A 16,391-nucleotide genomic window follows, 5' to 3' on the forward strand; every position below is an offset into this window, starting at 1 on the left:
GCCGGTGGGCCCGGGACGCCGGGCCCACCGGCTCAGCGGTCGCCGTGCCAGGCGGCGACGAGTTCTTCCGGGCCGTAGAGCGCCGCGTGGCCGTGGCAGGTGGCGCCGCTCCGGGACACGACGACCAGCGGAAGCGCGCGGTCGGTCAGCGCGGCGCGATGGTGGATCAGCCGCTGGAGATCATGTTCGTCGAACGGGCTCTCCAGCCACTTGATCGAACCGACGAAGCGCAGTTCCTTCGCGATCGGCGCCCGATCGGCCCCCACGATATCGATCTCGATGTCGTTGCTCCGCGTCCAGTAGGACCCGATGGCCTCGGCCGCCGGCAGCCGCTCGTCCGGCAGCCGCCGGGCGAGTGACTCGCGCACCAGGGGCTCGACCGCCCGGCCACGCCAAGTGCTCCATCCGGCGGCGACCCGGCGCAGGGTGAGGTCACCCCGGCGCCTTTCGATCTCCGCCATGTGCGGGCGCACGAAGGAGAGCCAGAACCGCAGGTACGGGTCGGTGACGCGGTAACGGCGCTCCTTGGACGGGCGGGTGCTCAACGGCAGGTCGGACACCACCATCCCCTTCTCGGCCAGCAGGTCCACCGCTCTGGTGAGCGTGGAGTGCGCGATGCCGCCGGCCGCCCGGGCGATGTTGACGAAGGTGCGCTCGCCGCTGCCGATGGCGGTGAGCACGTCCCGGGCCATGGCGTGCTCGGGGAACTCGGCCGCCAGCATCCGCTCGCCGGAGACCAGCAGCGCGGAGAGCGGATCGGTCAGTGCTTCATGAAGGTACTCCCACGGCGACGCGCCCGGCGGCCACTCGGCGCACACCAGCGGCAGCCCGCCGGTGACCAGCGTGGCGTCCACCGCCGTCCTGGCGTCCAGGCCCAGCATCCGCTGGATCTCCGCGGGATTCAACGGGCCGACCACCATCTCGGTGCCGCGCTGGTGGAAGGGCCGTTCGTAGCTGTTCAGGGCTTCCATCATCGACAGGTCGGAGCCGATGAGGATCAGCAGTACCGGCCGCCGGCTGAGGTGGCGATCCCAGGCGCGCTGCAGCAACCCCTCGAAGGCGTCCACCCGCTCCATCAGGTACGGCACCTCGTCGATCACCAGCACCGAGGGAGAATCGTCCGGTACCGCCTCGGCGAGCAACTGGAGCGCGCCGTTCCAGTTCGCCGGGGCGCTCTCGGCGAAGGCCGCGCGGTTCGGGAGTGTCGAATCCGCGACGTCGGCCAGCAGTTGCTCCAGTTCCTGCTCGGCGCTCGCCCGGGCCGCGGTGAAATAGAGATGAGGGAGGCCGCTGCGACCGACGAACTCCTCGGCCAGCGCCGACTTGCCGATCCGCCTGCGCCCCCTCATCAGCACGCAGACTCCAGGCCGCGATCCGCCGGCAGCGGATTTCACCCGGGTGAGCAGCCCGTCCAGGGCTCGCAGCTCCGCCTCCCGGCCCACGAACTCCGGCATAAAACGGTCCTCCGAAGAATAGTTTCGCCAGCGATACTATCTTTCGTCGAACCATGGCCGGGGCCGATCGGCAGGACCGGCGCCGATGTCGCGGTGAAGAGACCGGAGGTGCCGAAACCGGCGACACGCCGCCGATCGGCACGCTGCTCGCTCATCGACGTAAGCGACCCGCGGGTGTCACGGCAGCCGGTCGATCTGGCCGGGGCGCGGGAGCCGGCCGCTGGAAAGGCGCTCTTCCAGCGCGTTGACCAACCGTCCCATCGCCGGCTTGGTGCGTGGGAAGCGGTGGGCGGCACTGTAGAGAAGACCGGCGCAGGGCCGGCCCTGGTCGAGCCGCTGAGTCCTGAGGATCTCGAAGTCGCGGACGTTCTCGGTCAGCAGACAGCGCTCCTGCCCGATGGCGAGATCGAGCACCGCGTCGTCCGGAGTGCCGGGGCCTCCGGGGCACTGCGCCAACGCGGTCACGTCGTAACCTCGAGCCTGGAGTTCCGCCGCCAGGGCCGGGGAGAACATCTCGTCCAGCAGAAGGCGCGCGATCACGAGGCGAGCAACCCGCGCTCGCGGCGCCACCGCTCCTCGGCGGCCCGCGCCGCCTGCTCGGCCGCCTCGATCTGCTGGTCTATCTCCTCGGGATAGGCCGACCAGTAGCCCACCGCCGCCCGTACCTGCCCGACGGTGACTCCGGAATGCTCGCTCACCATTTCCACGATCTCGTCCGGAGCGGCCTCCTGGTCGGCGGCCCGCGTCGTCTTCACCGCGCGGACCAGTTCCCACACATCGGGGCCGCCGGCGGTCACCGCGCGCCGGCCCGCCGGTCCGGAACGGAAGAAGATCCCCGGGTGCTCCTCCATCCGCAGGGCCTCCGCGACGAGCAGATTCACCGCGGCGGACACCGACAGGCCGGGATGGTCCATGACGAACCGGGCGAGCTTGTCGAGGACCGCTTCCTCGAACCTGATCGATCGCGGGCTAGGGGTCACGACTACATTGTAGTCACCCGACTGTGCGCCCTTTCCTGCTCCTGACGGTCCGGCGTGCCGCGCGGCGGGTCAGATCATGACGTGGGCTTCGGGGTGGCCGACGAAGCAGAACTGGGCGTTGCGCGTCAGCTTGTAGTCCTGGGCCTTCCAGGTGTGCGCGGAGGCGTCGGCGCCGCGCATGTAGACGAAGTTGAAGCGGTCGGCCGAGTAGATGCGGACCCCGTCCTCCTTCAACCGGCGGACCAGCCGGGTGTCCTCGCCCGCGTTGACCGCCTCGAAGGCGTAGGTGCGCATCAGGTCGGCCCGGGCCAGGATGGTGGCGCCCTGCACCAGGTGGGCGTAGCGGTGCTCCAGGCCGGGCAGCCGCATGACGGTGGTGTCGGTCGCCGGGAAATAGGTGTAGTGCGCTCCCTTGCCGACCAGGTCGGCGTCGGCGTAGTCGAAGGCGCGCAGCAGGTCCGACAGGTAGTGCTCGCCGTAGAGGTTGTCGTCGTCCATCTTGGCGACGAAGTCGCCGCCGGCCCGCGCGATGCCGACGTTGAGCACCTCGCCCAGGGTGAGCGAGGCGTCGGCGGTGAGCACCGTGACCGCCGGGACGCCGGCGGCCAGCGCCTTGTCCCGGACGACCCCGGGGTCGATGTCCAGGCCGTGCAGCACCAGGATCAGTTCCAGGTCGCGGTGCCGCTGCCGGGCGACCTGGGCGATGGCGTGCTCCAGCTGGCCGGCCCGGTTGGTGGGCAGCACCACCGAGACCGGCCGGGTGCGCGCCTGGACCGGCCGACCGAGCGCGGCGAGGATCTGGTCGACCCGGTGGGTGAACAGGTGCTTGTCGAACACCTCGCGCATCGCCAGGTGCGCCTGCCGGGCCCGCAGCTCGGGGCTGTTGATGAGGTAGAGGGCCTGGTTGTAGGCCTCCTCCTGGGTGTGCGCGATCGGGATCAGCGGGCCGAAGGTCTCCTCGATGGCCCGCGACCAGCCGGACAGCACCGTGGTCGAGCAGGCCGACAGCTCGAAGACCCGGCGGGCGCACATGGTCGGCGAGTCGATCACCGAGTTCACGTTCAGGAAGACCTTGTACATCTTGTACGCGGCCAGCATCTGCTCGTACGGCAGCTCGCCCACGATGTGCGGGCGGTACTCCTCCGGCCAGGCGTACTTGTCGCCGGCCTTCTCGTTGCGGGCGAAGATGTGCAGGCCGAGCTCGCGGGTGGGCGCGATCACGGTCTCCATCTGCTCGCGCCGCTCGGGGTGCTTGTCGCGGAAGTACATGCCGGCGAAGACGACGTCGTAGGGGCGGCCCTGCTTGGTCTGGACGGGGTTGTGCACCCGGGGCTGGGCGGCGAACTGCAGCACGTCCACCCGGTCGTGCCCCAATATCTCGCGATATTTCGGCACCATGTCCCCGTCACACGTGTAGACGTGGTCGAACAGCTTCGCGGTGTCGATGAAGAAGTCGAAGTTCGGCGGGTCCTCCTTGTTCCAGAAGACCGTGGGAATGCCCTGCTCCCGGCACCAGGCGACCAGATCGCGCAGCTCCTGCTTGGGCGCGTTGGTGCCGGTCATCTGGTAGCGCCACCGGCCCTGGTTGCCGTGCCAGGCCGACTCGCAGAACAGCACGTCCGGCCGGTCGGCGGCGAAGATCTCCGGCCAGTCCTTCAGCCCGAACTCGATCTGGTGCCACTCGTAGCGGAACGCCATCCGGGAGAAGTCGTCCAGGATCACCGCGACCTTCAGATCCGGGCGGTTCACCGGCCCGTCCGGCCAGGCCAGGTTGGGGATCTTCACCTCGGGCGCGTGCGCGAGCGCCGCGTCGATGACGGCGGCGCTCGCGGTGACGGTGGCCGGCGGCTTGGGCGCCTTCTTCGGCTTCATGGCCTTGGACAGCTCGCCGGGCAGCCGGACCAGCCGGGACGGCCGCTTGGCGCCGGCCAGTACGGTGCTCACCCGGTACGGCCGCTGGGCGCGGGTCGCCGACAGCTGCCACTGCGCGTACTCGGCGCGCGCCTCGGCGGTGGCCAGCCGCCGCTCCAGCTCGCGGATGCGGTCCTCGTAGCGTTCGATGACCTTGCGCTCCTCGGGCAGCCAGTTCGCCGCGCCGAGGCGCTGGAAGCGCGGACCGTCCGGGTCCTGCCGGTCGCTTTCGGCCATGGTCGAGGTGCCCCCTCTGAGCTCCGCGATGGTCCGCCGGTCACCGGTCGCCCGGCCGGCTCCGGCTCGATGCCGGGAATGTCCGATCGTACGGCGTGTGCCGCGCCGACCGGTCCGTTTCCCAGGAAATCCCCAGATGGTGCCGGTCAGCCGGTGGCGGGTGGCACGCCCTGCGCGGCGGGGGACAGGTTGTCCCCCCGCAGCCACGCCTCGATGACCCGGGCGATGCGCGGCCCGGCGGCGCCGTCCCACAGCGGGGGCAGCTCGCCGCTCGGCGTGCCCGCGCCGTCGGACAGCGCCTTGGACGCCGCGGCGGGCAGCGTGGCCGGGGTGACCAGGCGGTTGGTGCCGTGGGTGATGGTGACCGGCCGCTCGGTGTTCGGCCGCACGGTCAGGCACGGGACGCCGAGCATGGTGGTCTCCTCCTGCACGCCGCCGGAGTCGGTCACCACCAGCGCGGCACCGCGGACCAGGGAGAGGAAGTCGACGTAGCCGAGCGGGTCGATGATCATCAGGGTGTCCCCGGTGACCAGGCCTGCCTCGGCCAGCCGGGTGCGCCCGCGCGGGTGCAGCGGCACCACGACCGGCAGCTGCTCGCCCACCGCGAGCACCGCCTCCACCATCTCGCGCGCCGCCCCGGGGTCGTCCACGTTGGCCGGGCGGTGCAGCGTGGCGACCGCGTAGCGCTCGGGCAGCCCCAGCCGCTCGCGCAGCGGAGCCGGGTCCAGCTGCGGCAGCGCGGCGAACAGGCTGTCGATCATGGGGTTGCCCACCAGGTGGACCTTCGACGCCGGCACGCCCTCGTTCGCCAGGTGGGAGAGCCCGTCCGGGCTGGTGACCAGCAGGATGTCGGCCAGCGCGTCGGTGACGACCCGGTTGACCTCCTCGGGCATCTCGCGGTCGAAGGAGCGCAGCCCCGCCTCGACGTGCGCGGTGGGCACGTGCAGCTTGGCGCAGACCAGGATCGCGGCGAGCGTGGAGTTGACGTCGCCGTAGACCACGACCAGGTCCGGGCGGTGCTCCAGCACGACCTCCTCCAGGCCGGTGAGCAGCGCCGCGGTCTGCCGCGCGTGGCTGCCCGAGCCCACGGCGAGGTTGGCGACCGGCTCGGGCAGGCCGAGGTCGGCGAAGAACACGTCCGACATCAGGGCGTCGTAGTGCTGGCCGGTGTGGACGATGCCCTGCCGGACGCCCAGATCGGCCAGGCCGCGCACGACGGGCGCCGCCTTCACGAAGTTGGGCCGCGCGCCCAGCACGTGCAGGACGAGGGGGTTCTCCCGCATTGACCTCGCCTTTCCCCGGAAGTAGGTTCATCTGTCGCCCCATGGGGCCAAGCGGTGCCTATGGTACGGTCACCGCGTGGTTTCCGAGGCCAGCCGGCCCGAGAAGGTCTCCCCCAAGTCGGCTCGCGCCGGCCTGCGCGGCTTCCTCAAGGGCTTCGTCCAGCATCCGGTCATCGTCTCCAGGGTCTTCGTCACCAGGGTCAAGTCCGACCCGATGCGGGTGGCGCAGGCCGCGGCGGAGGCCATGCCGTCCCGCCTGCGTCCCGCCGTGGGCCGGGTCGCGTGGCCGGTCGCGCGCGTCGTGCGCGTCACCGCCCGCAAGATCGCCCGGCGGATGGCCGACGGCCCGCTGGAGCAGGCCAAGGCCGAGTTCGAGCAGGGCCGGATGACCAAGGCCGTCCAGGTGCTCCAGCCGCACGCCCGCTGGCCGTTCATCCGGCGGCGGATCGCCTACTACGAGGGCGAGAAGGCGGCGATCGGCACCACGCCCATCCCGCCGAAGTCCAAGGTGATCGTCGGCGAGCGGGTGCCCGGGCGGGTGCTGCACTGCGTCACCAACGCCCTGCCCTACACCCAGGCCGGTTACACGGTGCGCACCCACCGGATCGTCACCGCCCAGCGCGCCGCCGGGCTGGACCCGCACGTGGTGACCAGCTGGGGCTGGCCCATGCTGCAGGGGCACGCCGACGCCGAGCCGTACGAGGAGATCGACGGCGTCCCCTACCACCGGCTGCTGCCGAGCGGCGAGGTGCCGTTCGAGAGCCGGGGCCGGATGATCCGCGGCGCCGGCGAGGTCACCGAGCTGGTGCGCACGCTGCGCCCGCAGGTGCTGCACGCCGCCACCGACCACCGCAACGGCTCGGTGGCGCTGGCGGTGCGCGAGCGCACCGGCACGCCGCTGGTGTACGAGGTGCGCGGCTTTCTGGAGGAGACCTGGGCCTCGCGCGACCCCGCCCGGGTCGGCAGCGAGCGCCATCTGTTGCAGCGGGAGCGCGAGGCGCACATCATGCGCTCGGCGGACGCGGTGGTCACGCTGGCCGAGACCATGGCCACCGAGATCGTCGAGCGCGGCGTGCCGCGCGAGCGGGTCTTCCTGGCCCCGAACGCGGTGGACGACACGCTGCTGACGGCCGACTACGACGGCGCGGCGTTCCGCGCCGCGTACGGCATCGCGCCGGGGGAGATCGTCGTCGGCTCGGTGTCCAGCATCGTGGGCTACGAGGGGTTCGCCACCCTGCTGTCGGCGGCCGCGCTGCTGCGCGACGCCGGCACCCCGGTCCGGGTGCTGATCGTCGGGGACGGGGCCGAGCGCCCCGCGCTGCTGGCGCAGGCCGAGCGGCTCCGGCTCGGCGACCTGGCCCTGCTGCCCGGCCGGGTCGGGCCGGAGGAGGCGCTGCGGGCCCAGTCGGCGATCGACATCTTCGCCTGCCCGCGCGAGGACCTGCGGGTGTGTCGCCTGGTCACGCCGCTGAAGCCGGTGGAGGCGATGGCGCTGGGCAAGCCGGTGGTGCTCAGCGACCTGCCCGCGCTGTCGGAGCTGGTCGGCTCCGACGGTGCCGGGCTGCTCGTCCCGCCCGGCGACCCGGCGGCGCTGGCCAAGGCGATCGGCGGGCTGCGCGACGACCCGGCGCGCCGGGCCGAGATGGGCGAGGCGGGCCGCGCGGAGGTCGCCGCCAAGCGAACCTGGAGCCGGATCGCCGAGACCTACAAAGCGATCTACGGATCTGTGGCACGATGACGATCGGCCGGTGACCGTGCTGTCGGCCAGGCTTGCCTACCTGTTCATTCGCATTAGACGTGATCTGTGCGGACTTGAGATAGCCTTTGCCACCATGCAGTGTTGTTTCGGACTTCCTCGGGCCGCCCGGTGAGCGGATACGACCTCGCGGTCATCGGCCTGGGATACGTGGGCATGCCCCTGGCCAAGGAGGCCACCGGGGCCGGTCTCCGGGTGGTCGGGCTGGACGTCGACCCGCGCAAGGTCGACGCCCTGACCGCCGGTCACTCCTACATCGACGACCTGAGCGACGCCGACCTGGACGCCATGCTGTCGGGCGGCTTCACGGCCACGCTCGACCAGTCGGTGCTCGCCGCCAGCGACGCCATCGTGATCTGCGTGCCGACCCCGCTGGACGAGGACCACCGTCCCGACCTGTCGGCGGTGCGCGGCGCCGTCGCGTCGGTGGGCCGGTACCTCCAGCGCGGCAGCCTGGTGGTGCTGGAGTCGACGACCTATCCCGGCACCACCGACGAGGTCGTCCGGCCGATCCTGGAGGAGGCCTCCGGCCTCACCGCCGGCACCGACTTCCACCTGGCCTTCTCGCCCGAGCGCATCGACCCCGGCAACCCCAAGTTCGGCCTGCGCAACACGCCGAAGGTCGTCGGGGGGTTCACCACCGGCTGCCGGGACCGCGCCGCCGCGTTCTACGCCCGCTTCATCGAGCAGGTGGTGCCGGTCAGCGGCACCCGCGAGGCCGAGATGGCCAAGCTCCTGGAGAACACCTACCGGCACGTCAACATCGCGCTCGTCAACGAGATGGCGATCTTCTGTGACGAGCTCGGGGTGAACCTCTGGGAGTCCATCGAGGCGGCGGCCACCAAGCCGTTCGGCTTCCAGAAGTTCCTGCCCGGCCCCGGCGTCGGCGGGCACTGCATCCCGGTGGACCCGTCGTACCTCTCGCACGCCGTGCGCAAGCTCGGCTACCCGTTCCGGTTCGTCGAGCTCGCCCAGGAGATCAACGAGCGGATGCCGGCGTACGTGGCGGCCCGGGTGCAGCGGCTGCTCAACCGGGCGAAGAAGCCGGTGAACGGCTCCCGGGTGCTGCTGCTCGGGGTGACCTACAAGCCCGACATCGCCGACGAGCGCGAGACGCCGGCGGTGCCGGTCGCCCGCGCGTTCCGCGAGCTCGGCGCGGAGCTGTCCTTCGCCGACCCGCACGTGAAGAGCTGGGCGGTGGACGGCGTCCCGGTGCCGCGCGAGGAGGACCTGGCGGCCGCGGTGGCCCGGGCCGACGTGACCGTGCTGCTCCAGCCGCACTCCGCCTTCGATCTGGACATGGTGGAGAAGCAGGCGCACCTGCTCCTCGACACGCGGGGCGTCCTGGCCGAGGGCGAACGCGTCGAGCGGCTCTGAGACGCGGAGGGGTCGGCTCGTGCACGTGCTCGTCATGACGGTGGTCCACCACCCCGAGGACGCCCGGATCCTGCACCGGCAGATCCGCGCGCTCGTGGACGCCGGCCATGAGGTCACGTACGCGGCCCCGTACACCGCGCGCGGCGTGGTGCCCCGGTCGTGGGTCACCGGCGTCGACCTGCCGCGTGCCGCCGAGCGCCGGCGGCTGGCCGCCGTCCGGGCGGCGCGGCGGCTGTTCCGCAGCCTGCGCGGGAAGGTCGACCTGGCGCTGATCCACGACCCCGAGCTGCTGCTCGCCGTGGCGGGCGTGCGCCGCCGGCCGCCGGTGGTGTGGGACGTGCACGAGGACACCCCGGCCACCCTGTCGCTCAAGCCGTGGCTGCCCTCGTTCCTGCGCCCGCCGACCCGCTTCCTGGCCCGGCTGCTGGAGGGCACCGCCGAGCGGCATCTGCACCTGCTGCTCGCCGAGTCCGCCTACGCCGGCCGGTTCCGCCAGGAGCACCTGGTGGTGCCCAACGAGACCTGGGTGCCCGACCACGTCAGCGAGCCGTCCGACGACCGGGTGGTCTACCTCGGCTGGCTGTCGGAGGCCCGGGGCGTGCGCGAGGCGGTCGAGGTGGGCCGGCTGCTGCAGCCGCACAAGGTGGCGGTGGAGCTCATCGGGTACGCCGACCCGCAGAGCCGGCCGATGCTCAACCAGGCGGTCGCCGAGGGCGTGCTGGAATGGCGCGACTTCATGCCGAACGACGAGGCGCTCAAGCGGCTGGACGGCGCGCTCGCCGGGCTGTCGCTGCTGCACGACGAGCCGAACTACCGCCACTCCATGCCCACCAAGATCGTCGAGTACATGGCGCACGGCATCCCGGTGATCACCACGCCGTCGCCGCGGGCCGTGGAGCTGGTCGAGCGCTACCGCAGCGGGGTCGTAGTGCCCTGGCGCGACCCGGGGGCGGTGGCGCGGGCCGTGCTGCGGCTGCGCGACCACCCCGAGGAGCGCCGGGCGGCCGGCGCCCGCGGGTACGCGGCGGCGCGGGCCAACCACCACTGGCCGAACTCGGCGCGGCGATTCGTGACCCAGCTGGAGTCCTGGGCGGGTGTACGACCGTAGCCCTGGGGCACCGATGATCCACGGTGCCCGTTCCGCTCTTTATAAGTGCCACATCGTAAGGACGGTAATCTCCTGAAGGTGCGCGGCCTCACTCTGCTCCTGGGGGCAGCCATCCTGACCGCCGTCGCGGCGTTCGTCATGGTCCTGCCGCGCGGCGCCGCGGAGGCGCCCCCCGTCTCGGCCACCCCGTCCCGGTCGGTCCCGGTCACCCCGCCGGCCAGCGCGTTCAGCGACCCGTGCGGCACGTTCGACACCACGACGCCCGCCCCGTACGCCATCACCGGCTACTGGCTGGTGCCGACCGCCGACCACTGCACCTGGCGACGCCAGCTGCAGGCGATCCACCGGGTCGGCGGTGACACCGTGGTGCGCCTCGGCTTCGGACTGCAGGCCCGTGCCGTGGACCAGGACGGCCAGGTGCTGAACGGCGAGGGCGACGCCCCGGACCGCCGGTTCGCGCGCTGCCAGGAGAACGGCATGACGTGCGTGCAGGCCGCGGAGTCGGCGCTCAAGGCCGCCAATCCCGGCAACCGCATCACCTGGACCTACGTCTACCGGACCGACGAGGCGTTCGGGCCGGGGCTGTTCCGCTGCCCGCAGATGGAGCACACCGTCCAGGCCGCCGGGGAGACCTTTTACCGGCTGATCGCCCCCGACGACGGTTCGGACAACCCGAGCTGCGACTTCACCTCCAAGGGGCTCGGCTACCACCTGATCCTGGTGAGCGGCGCGCTCCAGGACAGCCTCACCGAGATCCTCGATCTGGCCGACCGCTTCGCGATGAAGGTGTTCCCCGCGCTGCCGATGGCGCCGCGGGACCGGGTGCAGCGCAGCAACGCCGACCCCCGGCACATCGGCACGCTGACCACCCTGACCCGGCGCATCCTGCAGGACTACGGTGACCGCTTCGCCGACCGCGTCTCGCTGGGCGGCGTCTACCAGCCGTTCGAACTGCAGATCCGCGACTGGCCGGATCCGTCGAAGGTGCCGACCCTGGAGGTCTACGCCGAGCAGCACGACATCGTCGAGCAGGAGCTGCCCGGCAAGCCGATCATGGTCAGCCCGTACCTGGACGCGCGCCGGAACAAGTCCTTCACCTCCACGCCCGCCCAGGTGAAAGAGGGGTTCAAGGCGCTGGCCCGCACCGGGGTCGGCATCGTCGCCCCGCAGGACAGCCGCGGCACCGGGAAGGTGGGCCTCTACTGGCCGAACCTCAAGCGCCAGGCGGTGGACGACCGCCTCAAGCCGATCGTCGGTGACACCACCTACGACGAGGCCTACTACGGCGCCACCCGCGACTATTACCGCGCCATGTCCGAGGCCCTGGTCGAGCTGCGCGCGGACGGCGAGGAGCTGGAGCTGTGGGCCAACGTCGAGGCGTTCGAGCCGTCCGGCGACGGCGCCTGCGAGGCGGGCGGCAAGCGCGGCGTCACCGACAAGCGGCGGCTGGACACCGCGGTCACCTTCGCCGGGCCGTACGTGTCGAAGATCATTTCCTACAAGTGGAGCAACTTCTTCACCTGCGGTGAGCCCGACCTGGCCGCCCAGGTGGCCGCCGACTGGGACCGGCCGATCCCGATCCAGGCGATCCCGGGCCGGCGCGACGAGCGGGACGGGGTGGAGGTGCGTGGCTACAACCTGCTCGGCGGCAAGGTGACGCTGAGCCGGCACGGCAGCGACGACCGGCAGGAGCAGGACTCGGCGACGGCCGGCCGATCGGACGTCACCCCCGTCCCCGGGCTGCCGCCCGCGGTGCAGCGGATCTGGGTGCCGGTCGACTGGCGGGACATTCCGGCCGGGGCGTGGGTGCGAGTGGACGTGACCTCGGCCGACGGCCGCCAGGGCGGCTCCCCGGTCTTCCTGCAGCGCGGCCCTTGACCTGCGATGCCGTCCCCGCCGCCGGCGCCCGTGGCGCCTTCCGCTCCGGAGCCGGTCCGGGCGCCCGCGCGGTGTAACGTGCCTGACATGGTCCCGCGCATTCCGGTCAGCGTGGATCTCGTCGTGCTCACCGTGCGCGGCCAGCAGCTGAACGCCCTGGTCTGGCGGCGCGACCGCCCGCCGTACCAGGGGTGCTGGGCGCTGTCGGGCGGTTTCATCCAGCTGGAGGAGGACCTGCCGGCCGCCGCCGCCCGGGTGCTCGCCGAGCGGGCCGGCATGCCCGGCGCGCCGGTGCACCTGGAGCAGTTGCGCACCTACGGCTACCCCGATCGCGACCCGCGCCAGCGGGTGCTCAGCGTGGCCTACCTCGGGCTGGCGCCGGACCTGCCGGCGCCCACCGAGGCGCACATGAGCTGGCAGCCGGTGGCCTCGCTGCGCGATATGGCCTTCGACCACCGCCGCATCATGTTCGACGGCATCGAGCGGGCGGGCGCCAAGCTGGAGTACACCTCGCTCGGCGCCGCCTTCTGCCCGGCGGAGTTCACCGTGGCCGACCTGCGCCGGGTGTACGAGATCGTCTGGGGCCGCTCGCTGGACCCGCGCAACTTCCACCGCAAGGTCACCAAGGCCGAGGGCTTCCTGGTGCCGACCGGGCGCACCACCACCCGCGACGGCGGCCGGCCCGCCATGCTCTACCGCCGCGGCCCCGCCGAGTGGCTGCACCCCCCGATGCTCCGCCTGGGCGGCTGACCCGCACCACCGCCCCGGCCGCCCGCCGGTGGGCCCGGCCCCGCTCCAGATCGGCGTGCGGGCGGCGGTGGTCCGACGCGTCATCGACTAGATCACTACCCGGCCCAGGCAAGGTAGGTGCCCGTCTCGCCTCGGTCGGCGGGCAGGATGACGTCCACCTTCTCCAGGTCCTGGTAGAGGGCGAGGAACCTGGTGTAGTGATCGTGGAACTTGTTCTGGATCTCGGCCAGATACTCGTGTGCCCGCCCGTCGGTGTCCTCGCCGCGGAGCCAGTCGAGGAATCCGCGATCAAGGTCGGGCACGCCCGCCTTGATCTGGCGGATCGTGGCACCCAGCGCCTCGTACTGATCCACGAATTTCTGCATGTGAGGGACGAGCTGGTCGGCCTGCTTCCCTATGACGGCGAACCGGTCACGCGCCAGTTGGGCGGCCTCGCCCTGCCAGATGTCGCCGAGCTCCTTGGCGGCGCCGTACGAATTCGTGGACTGGTTCTTGAGGTGCTCGACGGCATCGTGGAGGCAGGGTGAGAATTCGCGGACGCAGTGGTCGTCCATGCTCTCCACGTAATCACGGACTTCGGCGGCATCGAAACGGGCCGGGTCATCCTGGTTCCAAAAAGCGGGTGGCCGGCCCTGTTCCAGCCCGGCGCGCAGGCGGCGGTACTCCGATGCCTCGATCGACTCGATCACCGGAAACTCGCGGGTCTCGGCCTCGACGGTGCCCAGGGCGCGGATCACCTCCTGCTCGGTCGTCAGGTACCTGCGCATGCAGTCGCCGATGAACCCGCGGCACCTTCTCGCCATGTAGTCGGTCGCTTCCACCTTGAATTTCAGGTTAAAGCTCAGTACCTCGATGAGGTCGGTCAGCGCCCGGCCTGCGGCCATTTTGCCGTAGCCCGTGATGTCCCAGTAAACGTTTTGGGGGATGTTATTGGTGATGAATCCGTCGTGGAAAAGTTTGTCGTACTTGGTGATGAATGCTGACAACTTGGGCCAGTCGATGTCCAGGTAGGACTCGGGCATGCGCGTTACTCCCCGTGGCCGGTGCCCGCCGGCGGGGCGGGCCCGCGATGTGCTTCTGTCGCAGTCTGGCACGGATTGATCATGAGGTCAGGATGTTGGGCGAATTGCGGCTTTTGGTGGCCGGACGCCTGCGGCACCGTGCCGTCACAGGCGAGGAGCAGGAGTTCTCCAGCGGCTCGGCACCGCGCCAGGATGGACGCGACGTTTCGACGTCCTCGACGTTCCGCCAGGTGGCACGACCACCACCTGGCCGGCCGCGAGGGCGGATGACCTCGCCCCCGATGGCATCCTAAGCTGGGCGCATGCCGCGTTTCCGTTCCATCCTCGACGAGCTGCCCGTCTACCGGCCGGGCAAGGCCGTCGTCTCCGCCGAGGGCCGGTCGTACAAGCTGTCCTCCAACGAGTGCCCCTACGACCCGCTGCCCTCGGTCGTCGAGGCGATCGCCGCCGCCGCCCGCGAGGTGCACCGCTACCCCGACGCCGGGTGCGTGCGGCTCACCGAGGCCCTGGCCGCGCGGTACGGCGTGCCGCCCGAGCATGTCGCGCTCGGGGCCGGTTCGGTGACGGTGGCCCAGCAGCTGCTGGAGACGGTCGGCGAGCCGGGCGCCGAGGTGATCTACGCCTGGCGGTCGTTCGAGGCGTATCCGCTGCTGGCCGACCTGTCCGGGGTGACCTCGGTCCGGGTGCCGCTGGCGGCCGAGACGCACGACCTGGCCGCGATGGCCGAGGCGATCACCCCCGCCACCCGCATGATCTTCGTCTGCAACCCCAACAACCCCACCGGGACGGCCAACCGGGCCGCCGAGCTGACCGCCTTCCTGGACCGGGTGCCGGACGACGTGCTCGTCGTGCTGGACGAGGCCTACCGCGAGTACGTGCGGGACGCCGGCGTGCCCGACGGGCTGGGCCTTTACGCCGAGCGGCCGAACGTCGCGGTGCTGCGCACCTTCTCCAAGGCGTACGGCCTGGCCGGGCTGCGGGTGGGCTACCTGATCGGCCACGAGCCGGTCGCCACCGCGGTGCGCAAGACCATGGTCCCGTTCGCGGTCAACAGCATCGCCCAGGCCGCGGCGATCGCCTCGCTGGCGGCCGAGGACGAGCTGCTGGAGCGGGTCGAGGCGGTCGTCGGCGAGCGCACCCGGGTCCGGGAGGCGCTGCTCGGCCAGGGCTGGACGGTGCCGCCGACCGAGGCCAACTTCGTCTGGCTGCGGCTCGGCGAGCGCACCGGCGAGTTCGCCGAGCGCTGCGCGGTGGACGGCGTCGCGGTGCGCCCGTACGGCGCCGAAGGGGTACGCGTGTCCATCGGCACGCCCGAGGCCAACGACGCCTTCCTCGCCGCCGCGGGCGAGTTCCGCCGGAGCTGACCGGAGCCGGCCGCGGCGGGAGCCGGGCCGGCCGGGGAGCCGGCCGTGGCGGGAGCGGGGCGCCCGCGAATCGCGGCGGCCGCGGGCGCGCCGCCGGCACCGCTCGCCGGCCCGGGCCGCCCGCGCGCCTTCGTCCCCGCGCGCCGGGTGGTCAGGCGCGGTCGAGCGCCGGAGCCGTGGCCGGCGGGCGGCGGTCGCGGCGTTCGGTGGAGACGACCAGCGCGACGCCCACCACGATGAGCAGGCCGCCGGCGATCATCGGCGGGGTCAGCGGCTCGCTGAGCACGGCGGTGCCGAGCAGGACGGCCACCACCGGGTTCACGTACGCGTAGGTGGAGACCAGGGTGATCGGCGCGTTGCCGAGCAGCCACACGTATGAGGTGAAGCCGACCAGCGAGCCGATCAGGATGAGGTAGACCAGTGCCAGCCACGAGGTCGGGCTGACGCCCGCCGGGTCGAGGCGTTCGCCGAGGGCGGTGCCGGCGACGAGCAGGGTGGCGCCGCCCGCCAGCATCTCCACCGTGCTGGCGACGAACGGGTCCCGCGGCATGGCGATCCGGCCGGACAGGAACGAGCCGGCCGACCAGGACAGCGAGCCGAGCAGGATGACGACGATGCCGCTGGTGCTGGACGGACCGCCGCCCCCGGTGAGGGAGAGTCCCGCGACGCCGCCGAAGCCGATGAGCACGCCGGCCAGCGTGAGCAGGTACGGGCGGTCGCGCGCCACCAGGCGGAACACCACCAGCCAGAGCGGGACCGAGGCGACCAGCAGCGCGGCCAGGCCGCTGGAGATGTGCTGCTCGGCCACCGCCACCATGCCGTTGCCGCCGGTCAGCAGGAGCAGGCCCGCCAGGGTGGCGCCGCCGGCCTGGCGCCAGGTCATCCGGAAGGCGGCGGCCCCGCGGCGCAACGCCAGAACGCCGCCGAGCAGCAGGCCGGCCGCGACGAAGCGCAGGCCGCCGCTGAGCAGCGGCGGAATGGTGTCGATCGTCAGGCGGATGCCGAGGTAGGTGGACCCCCAGACGACGTACACCGCCGCGAGCGCGGCCCAGACTCTCATGTCAGGAGTGTTCCGGTCCATGACTCATGACAATATCGGCCCGGCGGCCGGGGTGCCCGTGAATATCGGACCGGAAATGCGCCGCTATCCGGGCATATTGCTCGGGTTATCCACACCTTGTGGATAACTGTGGCGGGTCGCGGCGAGTGAACATCACATTTCAGCATCTAGATCGCGGAATCTCGGACGGCCCGCGCGGCCCCCGGTTGTC

Annotated in this window: 13 protein-coding genes; 6 read left to right on the forward strand and 7 right to left on the reverse strand. The window is 71.8% G+C overall.

What is annotated here, in order from left to right; all coding sequences use genetic code 11:
• Positions 1–32: 32 nt before the first annotated feature.
• The 5 genes from Sru01_RS28110 to wecB all read right to left on the reverse strand — a co-directional run bounded on the left by Sru01_RS28110 (position 33) and on the right by wecB (position 5,865).
• Positions 33–1,454 carry an ATP-binding protein gene (locus tag Sru01_RS28110; RefSeq protein WP_203991720.1) on the reverse strand — a complete coding sequence of 474 codons (1,422 nt, stop codon included), beginning with the start codon at positions 1,452–1,454 and terminating at the stop codon, positions 33–35.
• A 177-nt stretch (positions 1,455–1,631) separates the two neighbouring features.
• On the reverse strand, positions 1,632–1,994 hold the full coding sequence (locus Sru01_RS28115) for a DUF5615 family PIN-like protein (protein WP_203991723.1): 363 nt from the start codon (positions 1,992–1,994) through the stop codon (positions 1,632–1,634).
• On the reverse strand, positions 1,991–2,434 hold the full coding sequence (locus tag Sru01_RS28120) for a hypothetical protein (protein ID WP_203991726.1): 444 nt from the start codon (positions 2,432–2,434) through the stop codon (positions 1,991–1,993). The genes Sru01_RS28115 and Sru01_RS28120 overlap by 4 nt, the downstream gene beginning before the upstream one ends.
• A gap of 69 nt (positions 2,435–2,503) precedes the next feature.
• A complete protein-coding gene (locus Sru01_RS28125) occupies positions 2,504–4,582 on the reverse strand; it encodes a glycosyltransferase family protein (protein ID WP_203991728.1) in 2,079 nt (692 codons plus the stop codon).
• Between the two features lie 146 nt (positions 4,583–4,728).
• Positions 4,729–5,865, reverse strand: coding sequence for a non-hydrolyzing UDP-N-acetylglucosamine 2-epimerase (gene wecB, locus Sru01_RS28130; protein WP_203991730.1), 1,137 nt, complete (start codon positions 5,863–5,865; stop codon positions 4,729–4,731).
• 76 nt (positions 5,866–5,941) lie between these two features.
• On the opposite strand from wecB, the gene Sru01_RS28135 reads away from it, so the two are divergent.
• From Sru01_RS28135 to Sru01_RS28155, 5 genes are all read left to right on the forward strand, one after another.
• The gene (locus Sru01_RS28135) at positions 5,942–7,603 is read left to right on the forward strand and encodes a glycosyltransferase family 4 protein (RefSeq protein WP_239137797.1); all 1,662 of its coding nucleotides are present in this window, start codon (positions 5,942–5,944) and stop codon (positions 7,601–7,603) included.
• Positions 7,604–7,732: 129 nt separating this feature from the next.
• Positions 7,733–8,998: a nucleotide sugar dehydrogenase gene (locus Sru01_RS28140; RefSeq protein WP_203991740.1), complete on the forward strand. Its 1,266-nt coding sequence runs from the start codon at positions 7,733–7,735 to the stop codon at positions 8,996–8,998.
• A 19-nt stretch (positions 8,999–9,017) separates the two neighbouring features.
• Entirely contained in the window at positions 9,018–10,106 is a 1,089-nt protein-coding gene (locus Sru01_RS28145) for a glycosyltransferase (RefSeq protein WP_203991743.1), read from the forward strand.
• 78 nt (positions 10,107–10,184) lie between these two features.
• Positions 10,185–11,984 (forward strand): DUF4434 domain-containing protein, encoded by a 1,800-nt coding sequence (locus Sru01_RS28150; protein ID WP_203991745.1) that lies wholly within the window; start codon positions 10,185–10,187, stop codon positions 11,982–11,984.
• An 87-nt stretch (positions 11,985–12,071) separates the two neighbouring features.
• On the forward strand, positions 12,072–12,734 hold the full coding sequence (locus tag Sru01_RS28155) for an NUDIX hydrolase (protein WP_203991747.1): 663 nt from the start codon (positions 12,072–12,074) through the stop codon (positions 12,732–12,734).
• 95 nt (positions 12,735–12,829) lie between these two features.
• Here the strand turns inward: Sru01_RS28155 and Sru01_RS28160 are convergent, their stop codons facing one another.
• Positions 12,830–13,756: a WXG100 family type VII secretion target gene (locus Sru01_RS28160; protein WP_203991749.1), complete on the reverse strand. Its 927-nt coding sequence runs from the start codon at positions 13,754–13,756 to the stop codon at positions 12,830–12,832.
• Positions 13,757–14,058: 302 nt separating this feature from the next.
• Here Sru01_RS28160 and hisC point away from each other — a divergent pair, with 302 nt between their 5' ends.
• Positions 14,059–15,120: a histidinol-phosphate transaminase gene (hisC, locus tag Sru01_RS28165; protein ID WP_203991751.1), complete on the forward strand. Its 1,062-nt coding sequence runs from the start codon at positions 14,059–14,061 to the stop codon at positions 15,118–15,120.
• A gap of 151 nt (positions 15,121–15,271) precedes the next feature.
• On the opposite strand, the gene Sru01_RS28170 is transcribed toward hisC, so the two are convergent.
• Complete coding sequence (locus Sru01_RS28170; protein ID WP_239137798.1) at positions 15,272–16,180, reverse strand: EamA family transporter; 909 nt, start codon at positions 16,178–16,180, stop codon at positions 15,272–15,274.
• Between the last annotated feature and the right edge of the window lie 211 nt (positions 16,181–16,391).

The organism is Sphaerisporangium rufum (assembly GCF_016863395.1).
Lineage (GTDB): Bacteria > Actinomycetota > Actinomycetes > Streptosporangiales > Streptosporangiaceae > Sphaerisporangium > Sphaerisporangium rufum.